The organism is Streptomyces sp. NPDC002884, from assembly GCF_040295245.1.
Classification (GTDB): Bacteria; Actinomycetota; Actinomycetes; order Streptomycetales; family Streptomycetaceae; genus Streptomyces.
The window spans coordinates 1-14,215 of sequence record NZ_JBEOVB010000026.1 but is presented as its reverse complement, the minus strand read 5'-3'; the positions used below and the strand labels follow the sequence as shown (position 1 = coordinate 14,215).

Below are 14,215 nucleotides of genomic sequence, written 5' to 3'. Positions count from 1 at the left end.
TTGGAGCATCGGGGAGGACGGCCAGGCTGCGTCGGTGAAGCGCTCGCCGCGGGCGGACCGGTGTGACGGCCGAGGCCCTGAGTGGTGCGAATAGGTATGGTAAGGCTTACCTAACCTCTACGCAAGGGTGCGCCCTGCACCTATATGCCCCCCGCCTACGTGGCCCCCGCCTACGTGCCCACCTATGTGGCCCGCGTCGGATCGGCGTCGGGCCGTGAGCGGAAGGTCCGGCGGTAGGTGTCCGGAGGCACGCCGACCGTGCGGTTGAAGTGCCGGCGCAGCGTCGTGGCGGTGCCCATGCCGGTGGCCGTCGCGATGACGTCGACGACGTCGTCGGTGGTCTCCAGCAACTCCTGGGCGCGTCGGATCCGTTGGGTCAGCAGCCACTGCAACGGAGTGGTGCCGGTCACCGCCCTGAAGTGGCGGCCGAGGGTGCGTGAACTCATCCGTGCCCGGCGGGCCAGGTCCTCCACGGTGAGCGGCCGGTCGAGGCGTTCGATCGCCCAGGGGAACAGCGAGGCGAGCGGGTGGTCGTCCCGGGCGGGCACCGGGGCGGCGACGAACTGGGCCTGGCCGCCCGCCCGGTGCGGCGGCACCACCAGGCGGCGGGCGACGGCGTTGGCGACGACCGAGCCGTGGTCGAGCCGGACGAGATGCAGGCACAGGTCCATCGCGGCGGCCTTGCCCGCGGAGGTGAGCACACTGCCGTTGTCCACGTACAGCACGTCCGGATCGACCTCCAGCCGCGGATGACGGGCGGCCAGGACCTCGGTGTGCGCCCAGTGCGTGGTCGCGCGCCTGCCGTCCAGCAGCCCGGCGGCGGCCAGTACGAACGCGCCCGTGCACAGGGAGGCCACGCGCGCACCCGCCTCGTGGGCCGCGCGCACCGCGTCGACGAGTTCGGCGGGCGGCTCCGCGTCGACGTCCGCCCAGCCGGGGACGATCACGGTGTCCGCGTGCCGGAGGCGGGCGATGCGGTCCAGTCCGTGGTCGGGCTCCAGCCGGAACCGGCCGACCCGCACGGCGTCCGGCCCGCAGACCTCGACGTCGTACCACGGGACGGTCACGCCGACCGGAGCGGCGCCGAACACCTCGTACGCCATGGACAGTTCGAAGTGCAGCATCCCCTCGGTGACGGCCAGCGCGACGGTGCCCATGTCCGAAAGTGTACGGGGCATGTCGTTCCGGACACTCACCCGAAGGCACCCACCCTGGCCAGGATGTTCTCAACGGATCACGCGGATCATGCGGATCATTCGAGGGCGGGGGAGAACCCATGGCAACGGGATCGGACACGGCAAAGGGCCCGGACACGGCAAGGGCCTCGGACACGGCCTCGGCGTCGGGCTCGGCCTCGGCCTCGGGCTCGGGCTCGGGGCGGACGGTGACGGTGTACGGCGCGTACGGCCACACCGGACGCTTCGTGGTGGCGCGGCTGCGGGACCGCGGGTTCGTCCCGGTCCTCGCCGGCCGCGACGCCGAAAAGCTGCGAGCGGCGGCATCCGCACTCGCACCCACCCCCGGGCTCGAGGTCCGGCCGGCGTCGGTCGACGACCCCGCCTCGCTCGACCGCGCCCTGGCCGGCGCGGACGCCGTGATCAACTGCGCCGGGCCCTTCGCCACCACCGCCGCTCCGCTGATCGAGGCGGCCCTGCGCGCCGGGATCCCGTACGTCGACGTGGCGGCCGAGATCGAGGCCAACCTCGACACGTTCGCGCACTTCGCGGACCGGGCCCGCGCGGCGGGAGCGGTGATCGTCCCCGCGATGGCCTTCTACGGCGGCCTCGGCGACCTGCTGGCCACCGCCGCGATGGGCGACTGGACGGCGGCCGACGAGGCGGACATCGCGTACGGACTGAGCGGCTGGCACCCGACCCCCGGGACCCGCACCGCCGGTACGGTCTCCCGGGAGCGGCGCGGCGGGCGGCGCGTGCGCTTCACGGGCGGACGGCTGGAGTACCACGACGACCCGTCGACGCTCCTGAAGTGGGCGTTCCCCGAGCCGCTGGGCACCAGGCAGGTCGTCGCGGAGTTCACGATGGCCGACGTGGTCACCCTCCCCAGCCACCTCGCCGTCCCCGTCGTACGCACCCATATGACGACCGAGGCGGCCGCGGACCTCGCGGCCCCGGACACCCCGGCCCCGACCGCGGCCGACGGAAACGGGGCCGGGGACGGGCGGTCCGACCAGACCTTCGTCGTCGACGCCGTCGTACGCTCCGGCGGCACCGAACGGCGTGCCGTGGCGAGAGGCCGGGACATCTACGCCGTGAGCGCGCCGCTCGCCGTGGAGGCCGTCCACCGCATCCTCACCGGCCGGACCCGCACGGTCGGTGTCGCCTCCGCGGGCGAGATCTTCGACGCGCCCGACTTCCTGCGTGCCCTGGCGCCGCACATCTCCTTCGAGCGGTTCCAGGAGCGGACGGTGTCCTGAGCCCGGGGCGCCGGCCGCCTCCGCCGGGTCAGGACCCGAGACGGCGGCGGTCCTCCTCGTCCCAGGCGCGGGTGTCGCGCGGCTGGACGTACGGCTCCTCGTCGGCCGGGTGGCCCCCGGCGACGGCCCGCTGGCGGACCATCTCCGCGTCGAACTCCAGGCCGAGCAGGATGGCCAGGTTGGTGATCCACAGCCACACCAGGAAGATGATCACTCCGGCGAGAGTGCCGTAGGTCTTGTTGTACGAGCCGAAGTTGGCCACGTAGAGCGCGAACCCGGCCGACGCCACCATCCAGATCAGCAGCGCCAGGACGCTGCCCGGCGTGACCCAGCGGAAGCCGCGCACGCGCGCGTTCGGGGTGGCCCAGTACAGGACCGCGATCATCACCGTGACCAGGACCACCAGCACCGGCCACTTCGCGATCGACCACACCGTCAGCGCCGTGTCACCGACCCCGAGGGTGGTGCCGACCTGCCGGGCCAGACTGCCGGTGAACACCACGATCAGCGCGCTGATCACCGCCATGACCATCAGCACCACGGTCACGCCGACCCGCACCGGCAGCACCTTCCACACCGGACGGCCCTCAGGTATGTCGTAGACCGCGTTGGCGCTGCGGATGAACGCGGCGACATAGCCGGACGCCGACCACACCGCGAGCACCAGACCCACGATCGCCATGACCGAGCCGACCCCGCCCTTGCCCTGCATCTGCTGCACCGCGTTGCGCAGGATGTCCTGAGCCGGGCCCGGCGCGAGCTTCTGGATGTTGTCCAGGACCGCCTGGGTGGCCGACTGCCCGACGATCCCGAGCAGCGACACCAGCGCCAGCAGCGCGGGGAACAGCGCCAGGATCGAGTAGTAGGTCAGAGCCGCTGCCCGGTCGGCCAGCTCGTCCTTTTTGAACTCCTTCAGGGTGCCTTTCAGCACCGCTCCCCAGGAGCGTCCGGGCAGGTCAGTGGGCTTGTCGGGGGCCTGCCGCTCCACCCGCTCGTCCGGACCGACGGCGCCCGGGCCCTGCCCGCCCCCGCCCTCCCGATCGACCGAGCCCTCGCCGTGCCGCCTGTGCGGCTTCAGTGTCCGTACCATTCCGCACGGGTATCCGCCCACGCATCACTCATGCACAGATATGCCACATATCAGACCTCCCTCCAGCACTCCCTACGCCCTCGACTCTCCCCCGAAGCGCAGCCGCAGCCGCAGCCGCAGCCGCATCGAACTCGCACTCTCAGCTTGGGAAGCTGCGGACATCGAGGGCCTGGTGTGGGCGCTGACCTGCTCGAACGGCTGGTTCGAGGCTTCTGCAGGCTCAGCTGCTTTCACCATGATTCCCCGCTGTTCCCCGCTCGTTCTGGTGCGGTTGTGGTGCAGCCACCGTCGACATGGAGCTACACGAGTCGGCGCGTCTGCAAGCGCATCAGAGGTGTTGCTTGGCTTCTCTGACGAGTCGGCTGATGTCGTCACGGGTCCGTGCCCTGGCGTCGTCGAGTTCGGTTCTGCTGTCTGTCTTGGACAGCACCGTAACGTCTGCCAGCACGTCCTCCGCGGCCCGGCTCAGCGTCTCCTCATCGGTGAGCATCTGTACCCGGAACAGCGCCTCTTGGGCGTTGGAACGTAGATCGTAGGCGCGGATCCGCACAGCGTCGGGGTCCTCCGGTGGTGGCTGTTCGTTCTCGCAGAACCAGAGGTGAACCAGGCAGCGGCGGTAGTTGACCAACGCACCGGCGTAGACAGAGTAGGCATCGAGCCGTTCCTGCCGGAGCTTCTCGCGGCGCGTGAACTGGTGGCTCCTGTCGGCGGTTCGCTGCTGGAAAGCTAGGGTGATCCCCGAACCAAACAGCGTCCCCAGGACGGCTATACCGCTGGCGATGATGGTCTCCACACCCCAAGCTCATCACGCCTTGCCGTCCTCGGACGCCCAACCCAAGTCCGATCCCAACACGCTTTCCAACTGTGGTGGGTGGGGTCTTGGGCCGGGTGCAGGGGTGTTCACCTGAGTTCATGGGCGGTCAGCCATCGGGGCGGGGGCGGCTCCGGGTCTCGTCTGAACGGCCGTGAACGGCGCTGAATGAGACGGAAAATGAGACGGACGGCAGGGCCGGGCTCGCTAGCATCGTCGCTGTTGAAGGGGGCGTCATGGCACTGGTCCGCAAGGGATCACGACGGATCGTTGTCGACGGCACGGCCTACCGCTGGCGGCTGCGAGGCAGACCGACGTACTTCCAGGGCTTGGCCTGGTCGCCGTGCACGTTCGCGGTCGAGCACGTGGACACCCCGGGGGCGGCGCTCGTGGTCACCACCAACCAGCCGCATCCGAGCAACTGGATCGGTCGCGAGGCTGAGCCTGTACTGCCCTCCGGTGTCGCCGCGGCTGTTCGGCTTGCCCTGCGTGAGGGTTGGACTCCGACGGCTCCGGGCTCCGCGTTCCACCTCGACCAGTCCCTCGGTTTCACGCCTTCGCACGGAACACCAGGGATCGGTGAGCGTACTGTCGGCCTGCACTGACGGGAGGTAACCGGTGTTGTACGCCCACGAGGTGGTCCTGAACGAACTCGCGCAGGGACTCAGGCCGACGACCGAGGGTGTCGAGTGGTTCGAGGGCCTCTCGGAGGATGACCAACGCAAGGTCCTGCACTCACTGGTGGGGTTCTGCGGGCAGGCCCGCGCCTGCGAGGACGATGTGCCGGATAGCATCGCGCGTTCTGGCATTCGTCCCACTCACACGCCGGCGGTGATGCTCACGAAGTGGCGTTTCGGGATGGCGGCGCTACCGGCCTATGAACTCACGAAGTCCTTCCGCCTGCTCGTCGCCCTCTTCAGCATCGCGGACACTCGCAGGCGGACGCGGCATTGCGCCTATGGGTGCGGTCACGAGTGGCACAACCTGTCGGATCCGCGGCGGGATGCAACCTAGGTGTCTTCTTGCCCTGGGTCTTGCCGGGGATCTTGGTGAGCTGGGTATTCGCTGGTCAGAGGCAGTTGGCTCGTGCGCCTGGTGGTCGTCGTTGGTCGTCATTGGCCACTGTCGAGCGACCTCGGACGGCCCAGGGACGGCCCAGACATCGGCCCCTTCGGCGGCCTACGAGCTGATGGGCAACTCTCGTGCTCGCTGGCGGGCTTGGGCTCGTATCTCCTTCAGGCAACTGTGGAACGCGTTGTGGCGGTTCTGGTCGAGGTTCAGCGGGAGGTCGAGCTGGGAGATGAGCTGTGACTCCAGGTCCCATGGTTCGCTCTGCTCGATCCAGCACACCCGTGCGTTGTCCGCCATCCACTGGCTCAGGGTCGCTTCGCCGGCCTTGCCGAAGGTCATCCGCTTGCCGCTGCCCACGCGGCGCAGCTCGAGGCCGAGCAGGCACCCGAGGGTGAGCCGCAGTGTCGAGCCGGCCGCGTTGCCCCGGTAGTGGTACCGCACCCGCTTGCGAAGGTTCTGCGTGCTGGTCCGGTTCGCCATGAACCGCGGGGCTATACCGACGTACAGCAGGCGACCAGCGTTCAGGTCGGGGTGGGGCGGCTGCTCGAAGTGCCACCCGTAGACCCCTGCCGCCGCCGGTACAGGGCTCGAACGCACCAAGACCTCCTGCGCCGACCACAACTGATCGGGACTGACGAGAGCGGTAGCTTCCACGGCATCTCCAGGCGCGCGACGGCTGATCGTCGCAGGCTACTGGTCGCCGCTGGTGGAACGTCCCACGCCTGTGTAGCTGCGTGACATCAGCTTGGGAAGCTCGGGTCTTATACAGGCGATTGCTGGGCTGACCTGCGGCGGAACGGTGCTCCGGCCTCCCCAGAGCCATGGTTGGGTCCCCGCTGTGCCCCGTGACTCTCCACAGGATCTGGCACATGAATGGCACGGGCCTCGTCCCCGATCCTTGAAGAGCTCTGCGCGGATACTGGGCCTTGGACATCTGCTCCTCAGCCGGTGAACTTCACACGCCGCGACAGGTGCCCGACCGATCAGACGGGCGCGGCGCATGCCTTGCCGCCCCCAGCGGCGGAGCCAACCTGCTCGCGCCGTCCACCAGACAACCTGCTACAGCCTGAATTCGACGCGATGGTGACTGACGCCATCGAGTAAGGCATGCTGGGGTCTGAGGTCGATTTGTCGGGGGAGACGTGCTGACAGCAGTCACGGCAATTGGTGGTCTTCTAGGGGTGATCCTTTCTTTGCTGCTTCTGGCGAAGCAGACCAGGGATGTCTCGATGCAGGTGCGGGCCTCCAATACTTTGAATTCCACCCACGGGCTGGACCAGACGATACAGAGCCTGCGTGAGATCTATTTCAAAATGATGGATCACCCTGGTATGAGGGCGTACTTCTACGACAACAAGCCCTGTCCGGATACAGGGGAAGAACGTGAACAAGTCCTTCTGTTTGCAGAATTATTTGCTGATATGCTCACAGATGGCCTAAATGTCACCGGCCGGATTCCGGGAACGGTATCGCATGAGGGTTGGAGTGACTACAGTAAATTCATCCTGGATAACAGTCCTGCCGTGCGATCCTTGATTGACGAGCACCCTAAGTGGTGGCCGGCCCTATCGGATCTTAATTAGGTCCTTCGTCGGCGACGCTTCACGCAACCTGCTCTCAACTGCCGCACCGCCCATTGCCATCGGCTGCGTTGCCCGGGCGGGCGAGCCGGCCTCGCCCTTATGGCACCGAGCGAAAGCACCGCTTTAGACGTCGTTTCTTATGGCGGCGGCTTGTCGTTTACGGTTCATGGCTGACTTGATTGAGCGGCTGGTGCCGGATGAGCTGTGGGTGCCGTTCCGTCGGGTTGTGCCGCCTACAGAGGTGAGGCGTTCCCAAGGCGGAGGTCGACGCCGGGCGGGTGACCGCGAGGCCTTGGCCGCGAACATCTTTGTGGCTACCTCTGGCTGTACCTGGCGACAGCTGCCGCCAGTGTTCGGTCCGTGCTGGCAGACGGTCTACCGGCGCTTCGCCCAGTGGAGCCAGGCCCGGGTCTGGTCCCGGCTCCATCGGGTCGTCCTCGACGAACTCGGGGCCCGCGGCGAGCTGGACTGGTCGCGATGCGCGAGCGATTCCGTCAGCCTGCGGGCCGTCAAAGGGGGCCATTGACCGGACCGAATCCGACTGACCGCGGCAAGTTGGGTTCGCTCGCGCGGCATCCGACATCGAATCGCCCGCAAAGGCATCGAGTCCTCGCAGCGACTTGGACGCTACCGCTGGGTTGTCGAACGGACCGTGTCGTGGTTGGCCGGCTGCCGACGCCTGCACCGCCGCTATGAACGCAAGGCTGACCACTTTCTCGCCTTCGTCGGTCTGGCAGCGCGTCTGATTGGCTACCGTCGCCTGACCAAGACGGTCAGGGCCTGAGGCGATTTTGCTGAGGATCGAAACAGACCAGCCCCATCGAGTCCGCCAGGGCCGCAGCATGGGCAGAGACCTCATCGGCCACGCTCCAACCCATCGGAATGTAAACGACCGGTCCGCCCGCTCCAGCAATCAACGGCCATGCGGCCCAGGGCGATGCGTCCCCGTCCACAGACGCATCGCCCCACCGCTCTATCAGCGCGGCGACATAGTCCACGATGTGCTCGGTCGGAGGATGATCTACCTCTGTGTCCAGGAAGCGGTCGTAGAGTTCGGTGAAGGCCCGGCCAGCTGTCCTATCGTTCGTCGGCCGCTCTCCTTCCCACACTGCCAAGTCGTAGCTCATGCTCGGAGACTCTCACGCTGCTATGACAAGCCACGACTGATGGCCGGCGAGCACCAAAGGAAACGACGGCTTAACTGAGCGTCGTATCGCTACCGTCGCCCAGGTCGACGCCCTCGCCGACGCGATCGGTATCCGCTGGCGGCTCATGGTCTACCTCGGTGCGTACGGTCCGATGCGCCCTGAGGAACTGGCCGGCCTGCGCCGCCGGGACGTCGACCTCGACAACCTGGTGATCCGCGTTCGCGTCGCCGAGCCGGAGCGGACCAACGGCAAGCGCGCCCCTGGAGAGACCAAGTCCGACGCCGGTGTCCGTGCCGTCGTCCTCCCTGGCTTTCTCCACAAGGAGGCGAAGCAGCACCTCGCCTGGTTCGCCGAGAAGGAGCCTGACGGCCTGGTCTTCGTCGGGGAGAAGGGTGCCCCGTTCCGGCGTACGTCCTTCGGTCGGAAGTGGGCCCGTGCTCGCGCCGTCGTGGGCCTCCCGGACGGCTTCCGGTTCTACGACCTTCGTCACACCGGACACACGCTCTCGACCCGGTCGGGCGCCACCCTGAAGGACACGATGGTCCGCGCCGGACAGTCCTCCGAGAAAGCCGCGCTGATCTACCAGCACTCCGACGAGGAGCGTCAGCGTGACCTGGCGGCCGGCCTCGACGACCTGGTCCGCGCCGAGCGTGCGAAGCACCACGAGGGCAAGGATCACGACCCCGCGCACCACAACGAGAAGCCCACGGGTAGCTAGTCGCGCCCTTGTGGTGCGGATGTGGTGCGCGCCCCGCTCACAGGTCTGGACAACAAAGAACCCCCGGGTCATCGACCTGGGGGCTTGGTGTGGAGCGGGTGACGAGAATCGAACTCGCACTCTCAGCTTGGGAAGCTGATGTTCTACCACTAAACTACACCCGCGTAAGACGCCGTTTTGGACCGGTGTCGGAACGCTCCGTAACTCTACCTCATGCCGGGCCCCGGGCGATGAAGCCGTGGGGCCCGGGTGCGTTTCGGGGCGGGGATCCGGCTGCGACGGGCCGGAGTTGGGGCGTACGGTGTGGCGGTGGAACTGGGGTCGGGCGGGGTCGGAGTGCCGCCTGGAGGGCCGTCCCGTTCGTCCCGTAATGTGGCTTTCGTGGTCCGGTGAACAGCAGCCGGACAGGGCTCTTGGGGAAGGGACTCTAGGACTTGATGGAGCGCACCGTCGTCCGTTGTGCCGATGGGCACGTGTTCAGTACCGCTTCGTTCCCGATGCAGCAGGCGGAGCGGCTCGGTCCCGGGCGACTCGTCCGGTGTCCTCGGTGTACCCGGTTGCGGAGTGCCGTGCCGGTGACTCTCGAGAAGCGGTAGCGGCAAGGAGGGGCCGGAGGCGCTGGAGGCGCCGCCGGCCTGGCGCGCGGAGTCGTCCGATGGTGGTCGCTCCGCGCGCTTTGCGTATCCTCGGGACGTGCTTCTCTCAGACAAGGACATCCGGGCCGAGATCGACGCCGGGCGAGTGCGGATCGATCCCTACGACGAATCCATGGTGCAGCCGTCGAGCATCGACGTGCGGCTCGACCGGATGTTCCGGGTGTTCGAGAACCACCGCTACCCGCATATCGACCCTTCCGTCGAGCAGGCCGACCTCACCCGGCTCGTGGAGCCCGAGGGCGACGAGCCGTTCATCCTCCACCCGGGGGAGTTCGTGCTCGCGAGTACCTACGAGGTCATCTCGCTTCCCGACGATCTCGCCTCGCGGCTCGAGGGCAAGAGTTCCCTCGGGCGGCTGGGGCTGGTCACCCACTCCACCGCCGGGTTCATCGACCCCGGGTTCTCCGGACATGTGACGCTCGAGCTGTCCAACCTCGCCACCCTGCCGATCAAGCTCTGGCCCGGTATGAAGATCGGCCAGCTGTGCATGTTCCGGCTCACCTCGCCGGCCGAGTCCCCGTACGGCAGCGAGCGCTACGGGTCCAGGTACCAGGGCCAGCGCGGGCCGACGGCGTCCCGGTCGTTCCTCAACTTCCACCGGACCCAGGTGTGAGTACCCAGGTGTGAGTGGTGATGTCGCGAGTGGCGATGCCCTGAGCGGCGATTCCCTATGAGCGGGGGCAGTCGGTCCAGCCCTTTCGGGCACACATCGTGCCCCGTGGTTTCCTGACCGGGCACCGTTGTCGCGTTTAGTGTCCGTGAGTGAGCCTTTGGACCTCTCTCGAACCCGCCTCCGCGACCGTGGACCCGGGTGACAGTACGACTGTGCGGCTGCGTCTGCGCAACACCGGTGACGTGGTGGACGAGTACCGCTTCGAGACGGTGGGCTCTCTCGCGCCCTGGACTGTCGTGGAGCCGCAGTCACTGCGCCTGTATCCGGGGACGACGGGGACGGTCGAGCTGACGATCTCCCCGCCGCGTACGCCGGACGCGACGGCCGGTCCGCATCCGTACGGGGTGCGGATCACGCCGACGGAGCATCCGGAGGCGACGAGTGTCCCGGAAGGGAACCTCACCGTCACGCCGTTCACCGAGGTGCGGGCCGAGCTGGTGCCGCCGACGGTGAAGGGCCGCTTCCGCGGCCGACCGAGGCTGGCCGTGGACAACTTGGGCAATACGAAGCTGACGGCGTCGGCGAGTGGCAGCGACAACGGTGATCAGTTGTCGTACGACATCCATCCGAGCAATGTGCAGGTCGAGCCGGGCCGTGCGGTGTTCGTGAAGATGACGCTGAAGCCGCGGCGGATCATCTGGTTCGGGTCGGAGGAGAACCGGCCCTACACCCTGGCGGTGCGGCGGTCGGGTGTCGCGCCGCTGGAGGTGGCGGGCACGTACGTGCAGCGGAGCTTCCTGCCGCGCTGGCTGGCGGCCTTCCTCAGTACCCTCGTCGCGCTGGCGATCGCGTTCGTGATGATCTGGCTCGCCTACAAGCCCGAGGTCCGCACCGTCGCCACTGAAAAGGTCCAGGAGGCCGGCATCGCCACGCTGCCACCCGCCCCCTCGCCGACGTCCGTGGCATCGAAGGCCCCGGCCGCCGACGGCGCGGCACCCCCGGCCGCGACCGAGACACAGCAGGCGAACGAAGCCGTGGCCGGAGCGGGAAGCGACGGTTCCGAGAAGAAGGAGACCGATACCCAGGAGCGGACCGCGGCGACCGCGGTCCAGCAACTGGCCGCGAAGAATCCGAGCGGACCGCACATCTGCTACCGGGTCTACGCGACGGGCCAGGGTTGGTCCGACGCGGTGTGCGACGGCGAAACGGCGGGCACGGCGGGCGGGGGGACGCCGCTCAAGGCCGTCAACATCGCTGTGTCCGGAACCAACGGCACGTCCAGCGGCGCCTACGTCCACGACCCCGCGTCGACCAATGGTGAGGGGCACTTCCCCGACCCGTGGACGAATGCCGCCGACGGTGTCGACAACTACGTCGGCAGTACCAAGAAGGACGCCCCGAACATGCTGGGATTCACCATCAACGTCGATGGCGGCAAGGGCGCCGTCTGCCAGTCCGCCTACGTCCACAACGACGCCTGGATCGCCATGGCATGCGACGAACCCGGCACCGGGTACGACTTCACCTACGCCGGCACCCACGACAACGACTCGTGGATCGAAGTGGTCAGGCTCACGGTCTGACCCGAGCCGTCCACCACCTGCTCCGGGCTCGCCGTGCGAGGCGGGGCGGGCCGGCCGTGTCTGGCGCCGGCCGGCCCGATCCGGCTCATGTCTTCGTGCGTTTCCCCGAGTTTCCGATTTCCGAGTCCCCGAGTTTCTGCGGTTCTCTCCGCGTTACTTCGTGCGGAGCACCTTCACGCCGTCCCGCTCGAAGTCGTAGACGTAGTCGTTGAGCCGGAGGCCGTCGACCGCGCCGATCCACATGAAGTCGCGTCCCTTGCCCACGGAGACCGTCAGGACGGTCGGCTTGGCGTTGGCGGTCCTGAACGCGGTCCTCAGGGCGGTGAAGGTGCACGGGGTGGCGAACGCGCAGCCCGTCACGGTGGCCGCGTTGCCGGTGAGGGCCCAGCCGCCGGTCGTCGTGGCGTCGAGGAACGGGCTCCAGCTGTTCACGTTCGGGGACGCCGGCGGCAGCCACACCAGCGTGGAGTAGTCGGAGAGGGTGTTCAGGTTCGGGTCGATCTCGAACTTGATGTTCGGCATGTTCGTGGGGCCCCCGAAGGTGACGTTCTCGCCCGTCTGGAACACGTGGAAACCGACTCGCCGCAGACCCAGGAGCGACTTTCCGTAGAAGTCCACCTCATTGCCGAAGTCGACCTTCTCGCTGGGTGGGGTCAGCGATGTGGAGGCGTTCGCCACTTCGATGCCAAGGCTCCCCCGGCCGTACGGCGGCCTCGCGGAGGTGCCTGTCACGCCGAACGAGCCGAACGGACCGTTGCGCAGTTCGGCGACCGGAGAGCCGATCGTGTTGCGGGTGATCACACCCCAGTGGTCCGAGTGGGCTCGGTTGTCGTCCGTCTGGGCGGCTGCCGATCCCGGCAGGATCAGGGCGATGACGGCGACCAGCAGGGCGGCCACGAGCGCCGTTCCCCGCCTCACGCCAAAGCGAGCTTTCACGCGCACTCCTTGTTGGAGGGTGTAGGGAACAGTCACGGTATATTACGCTCTGTAGTCATCGTGGTACGACATGCGGTTATTCATCTGGTTTGTTCCGGCGGGTTGTCGTGAGATCTTGCTTTTCGGTGACGACATGCCAAGGGCCCTCGGCGATCCGCCGAGGGCCCTACCGGTGTCTGTTCCCAGGTGCTAGAACGTGCCCAGCTTCACGATCGACAGCAGTGCGATCAGCTGGATCGACGACGCGCCCAGCGCCTTCGGCCACGGCAGGTCGTGCGAGCGGCCGACCATCAGGGTCAGCAGGGCGCCGGCCGCCACCCAGGTCGCCCAGCCCAGCAGCTGTACGAACGCCGCGTCGCCGCCGAAGAACATCGCGACGACCAGACGCGGGGCGTCCGTGAGGGACATGATCAGCATGGAGAGGCCGACCGTGGGCTGCCAGGCGCCGTCACCGCCCAGTTGGCGGGCCAGGGTGTGGGTGACCACGCCCAGGATGAAGGAGCTCAGCACCATCGCGACGGCCGTCGTCAGGACGATCGGGATCGCGTTGGACAGCGTCGCGTTTATCGCGTCCGCGCGCGTGTCGTCGAAGCCGAAGACCGCGAGCAGGCCGTAGAGGAACGTGACGACGAGGGCGGGGCCCCACATCGTGTAGTCCCGCATCTGGAGGAAGGTCTGCTTGGGGGTGAGGACGATGCCCTTCAGCAGCTCCTTCCAGTGCAGACGCGGACCGACCGGACCCGCCGGGGCCGAGCCCGCGTGATACGTACCGCCCTGGTTGTACTGGTCGTACTGGTTGTGGTCGTCGATCGAGAAGGCCTGGGTGTGCCCCGGGTTGTTCGCGGCGTACGGGTCGTGAGGGACACCTCCCGGGCCGCCGGGACCGCCCGGGGCACCGTACGGGGCGTCGCCGCCGAAGTACTCCGGCTCGTCGCCGTTCCGGCCGCCGTGACCTCCGCCGTTCGCCTGCGGCCAGTGGCCGCCGCCCGCACCCGTGCCGCCGTACTGCGGACGCTGCTGCGGGTACGGCTGCTGACCCGACGGGTAGCCGTACGACGGCCCCGAGGGTCCCGACGGCCCCGAGGACCGCGAAGGTCCCTGGGGCGCCTGCTGCCCGTACGGAGGTTGTTGCGGTCGCGTTTGCGGGGCACGGTTGTCCCGGCCGCCGCGTCCGATCCTGAATCCAGCCACGTCATCGAACGTACCTGGTCCCGGAGAGTGACGTGCCGGACCCTGCCGTCCGGGGACGGCTTTGCTGCCGACCTGTGACATCCCCTAAGGGGAGCGACGGGGCGGGAATCGGTGGTTCATCAGGGAAGCGTCGTAGGGGACGCAGAGGTCGCGGGGGGAGTGCAGGTGCGAACGGCGACGCCCCCGGGTCCACTGTGGGACACGGGGGCGTCGGTACAGCCGGGGTACGGCCGTCCGGGCTACTTCACCGGCTGCGGTTCCGGTTCGTTCTCGGTCTGTGTTCCGTCTGTCGGGGGTTCGTCGTCGGCCGGGGTCTTGACCGATTCCAGGAGGAGTTGGGAGACGTCGACGACCTGGATGGATTCCTTGGCCTTGCCGTCG

At 67.9% G+C, this 14,215-nt stretch carries 13 protein-coding genes, 1 tRNA gene and 2 pseudogenes; 8 read left to right on the top strand and 8 right to left on the bottom strand.

Features of this window, described 5'->3' with window-relative positions:
- Positions 1 to 182 precede the first annotated feature (182 nt).
- Positions 183 to 1,157 carry a helix-turn-helix domain-containing protein gene (locus ABT070_RS34215; RefSeq protein WP_351766479.1) on the bottom strand — a complete coding sequence of 325 codons (975 nt, stop codon included), beginning with the start codon at positions 1,155 to 1,157 and terminating at the stop codon, positions 183 to 185.
- 233 nt (positions 1,158 to 1,390) lie between these two features.
- On the opposite strand from ABT070_RS34215, the gene ABT070_RS34210 reads away from it, so the two are divergent.
- Complete coding sequence (locus ABT070_RS34210) at positions 1,391 to 2,434, top strand: saccharopine dehydrogenase family protein (protein ID WP_351766616.1); 1,044 nt, start codon at positions 1,391 to 1,393, stop codon at positions 2,432 to 2,434.
- A gap of 28 nt (positions 2,435 to 2,462) precedes the next feature.
- Here ABT070_RS34210 and ABT070_RS34205 read toward each other — a convergent pair whose 3' ends face one another.
- Both ABT070_RS34205 and kilB read right to left on the bottom strand, forming a co-directional pair.
- Entirely contained in the window at positions 2,463 to 3,524 is a 1,062-nt protein-coding gene (locus ABT070_RS34205; RefSeq protein WP_351766478.1) for a YihY/virulence factor BrkB family protein, read from the bottom strand.
- A gap of 328 nt (positions 3,525 to 3,852) precedes the next feature.
- Positions 3,853 to 4,317, bottom strand: coding sequence for a plasmid transfer protein KilB (gene kilB, locus ABT070_RS34200; protein ID WP_351766477.1), 465 nt, complete (start codon positions 4,315 to 4,317; stop codon positions 3,853 to 3,855).
- 254 nt (positions 4,318 to 4,571) lie between these two features.
- On the opposite strand from kilB, the gene ABT070_RS34195 reads away from it, so the two are divergent.
- Together ABT070_RS34195 and ABT070_RS34190 are read left to right on the top strand one after the other, a co-directional pair.
- Positions 4,572 to 4,940 carry a hypothetical protein gene (locus ABT070_RS34195; RefSeq protein ID WP_351766475.1) on the top strand — a complete coding sequence of 123 codons (369 nt, stop codon included), beginning with the start codon at positions 4,572 to 4,574 and terminating at the stop codon, positions 4,938 to 4,940.
- 13 nt (positions 4,941 to 4,953) lie between these two features.
- The gene (locus ABT070_RS34190; protein WP_351766473.1) at positions 4,954 to 5,349 is read left to right on the top strand and encodes a DUF5958 family protein; all 396 of its coding nucleotides are present in this window, start codon (positions 4,954 to 4,956) and stop codon (positions 5,347 to 5,349) included.
- Between the two features lie 165 nt (positions 5,350 to 5,514).
- Here the strand turns inward: ABT070_RS34190 and ABT070_RS34185 are convergent, their stop codons facing one another.
- Complete coding sequence (locus ABT070_RS34185) at positions 5,515 to 6,003, bottom strand: GIY-YIG nuclease family protein (protein ID WP_351766472.1); 489 nt, start codon at positions 6,001 to 6,003, stop codon at positions 5,515 to 5,517.
- Between the two features lie 545 nt (positions 6,004 to 6,548).
- Here ABT070_RS34185 and ABT070_RS34180 point away from each other — a divergent pair.
- A complete protein-coding gene (locus tag ABT070_RS34180; RefSeq protein ID WP_351766471.1) occupies positions 6,549 to 6,989 on the top strand; it encodes a hypothetical protein in 441 nt (146 codons plus the stop codon).
- A gap of 166 nt (positions 6,990 to 7,155) precedes the next feature.
- Positions 7,156 to 7,773 (top strand): annotated as a pseudogene (locus tag ABT070_RS34175) (transposase).
- Here ABT070_RS34175 and ABT070_RS34170 read toward each other — a convergent pair.
- Positions 7,763 to 8,116, bottom strand: coding sequence for a hypothetical protein (locus ABT070_RS34170; RefSeq protein ID WP_351766469.1), 354 nt, complete (start codon positions 8,114 to 8,116; stop codon positions 7,763 to 7,765). The pseudogene ABT070_RS34175 and the gene ABT070_RS34170 overlap by 11 nt on opposite strands.
- A 73-nt stretch (positions 8,117 to 8,189) precedes the next feature.
- On the opposite strand from ABT070_RS34170, the pseudogene ABT070_RS34165 reads away from it, so the two are divergent.
- Positions 8,190 to 8,855: pseudogene (locus tag ABT070_RS34165) on the top strand (tyrosine-type recombinase/integrase); the annotation flags it as partial.
- Positions 8,856 to 8,945: 90 nt separating this feature from the next.
- Here the strand turns inward: ABT070_RS34165 and ABT070_RS34160 are convergent.
- Positions 8,946 to 9,019 (bottom strand) — tRNA-Gly (locus ABT070_RS34160).
- A 529-nt stretch (positions 9,020 to 9,548) separates the two neighbouring features.
- Between ABT070_RS34160 and dcd the strand changes: the two genes are divergently transcribed.
- Both dcd and ABT070_RS34150 read left to right on the top strand, forming a co-directional pair.
- A complete protein-coding gene (dcd, locus tag ABT070_RS34155) occupies positions 9,549 to 10,124 on the top strand; it encodes a dCTP deaminase (RefSeq protein WP_351766467.1) in 576 nt (191 codons plus the stop codon).
- A gap of 149 nt (positions 10,125 to 10,273) precedes the next feature.
- On the top strand, positions 10,274 to 11,707 hold the full coding sequence (locus ABT070_RS34150) for a COG1470 family protein (RefSeq protein ID WP_351766466.1): 1,434 nt from the start codon (positions 10,274 to 10,276) through the stop codon (positions 11,705 to 11,707).
- 153 nt (positions 11,708 to 11,860) lie between these two features.
- Here the strand turns inward: ABT070_RS34150 and ABT070_RS34145 are convergent, their stop codons facing one another.
- Together ABT070_RS34145 and ABT070_RS34140 are read right to left on the bottom strand one after the other, a co-directional pair.
- Positions 11,861 to 12,643, bottom strand: coding sequence for a hypothetical protein (locus tag ABT070_RS34145; protein ID WP_351766465.1), 783 nt, complete (start codon positions 12,641 to 12,643; stop codon positions 11,861 to 11,863).
- A 189-nt stretch (positions 12,644 to 12,832) separates the two neighbouring features.
- The gene (locus ABT070_RS34140) at positions 12,833 to 13,915 is read right to left on the bottom strand and encodes a Yip1 family protein (RefSeq protein WP_351766464.1); all 1,083 of its coding nucleotides are present in this window, start codon (positions 13,913 to 13,915) and stop codon (positions 12,833 to 12,835) included.
- Positions 13,916 to 14,215 lie beyond the last annotated feature (300 nt).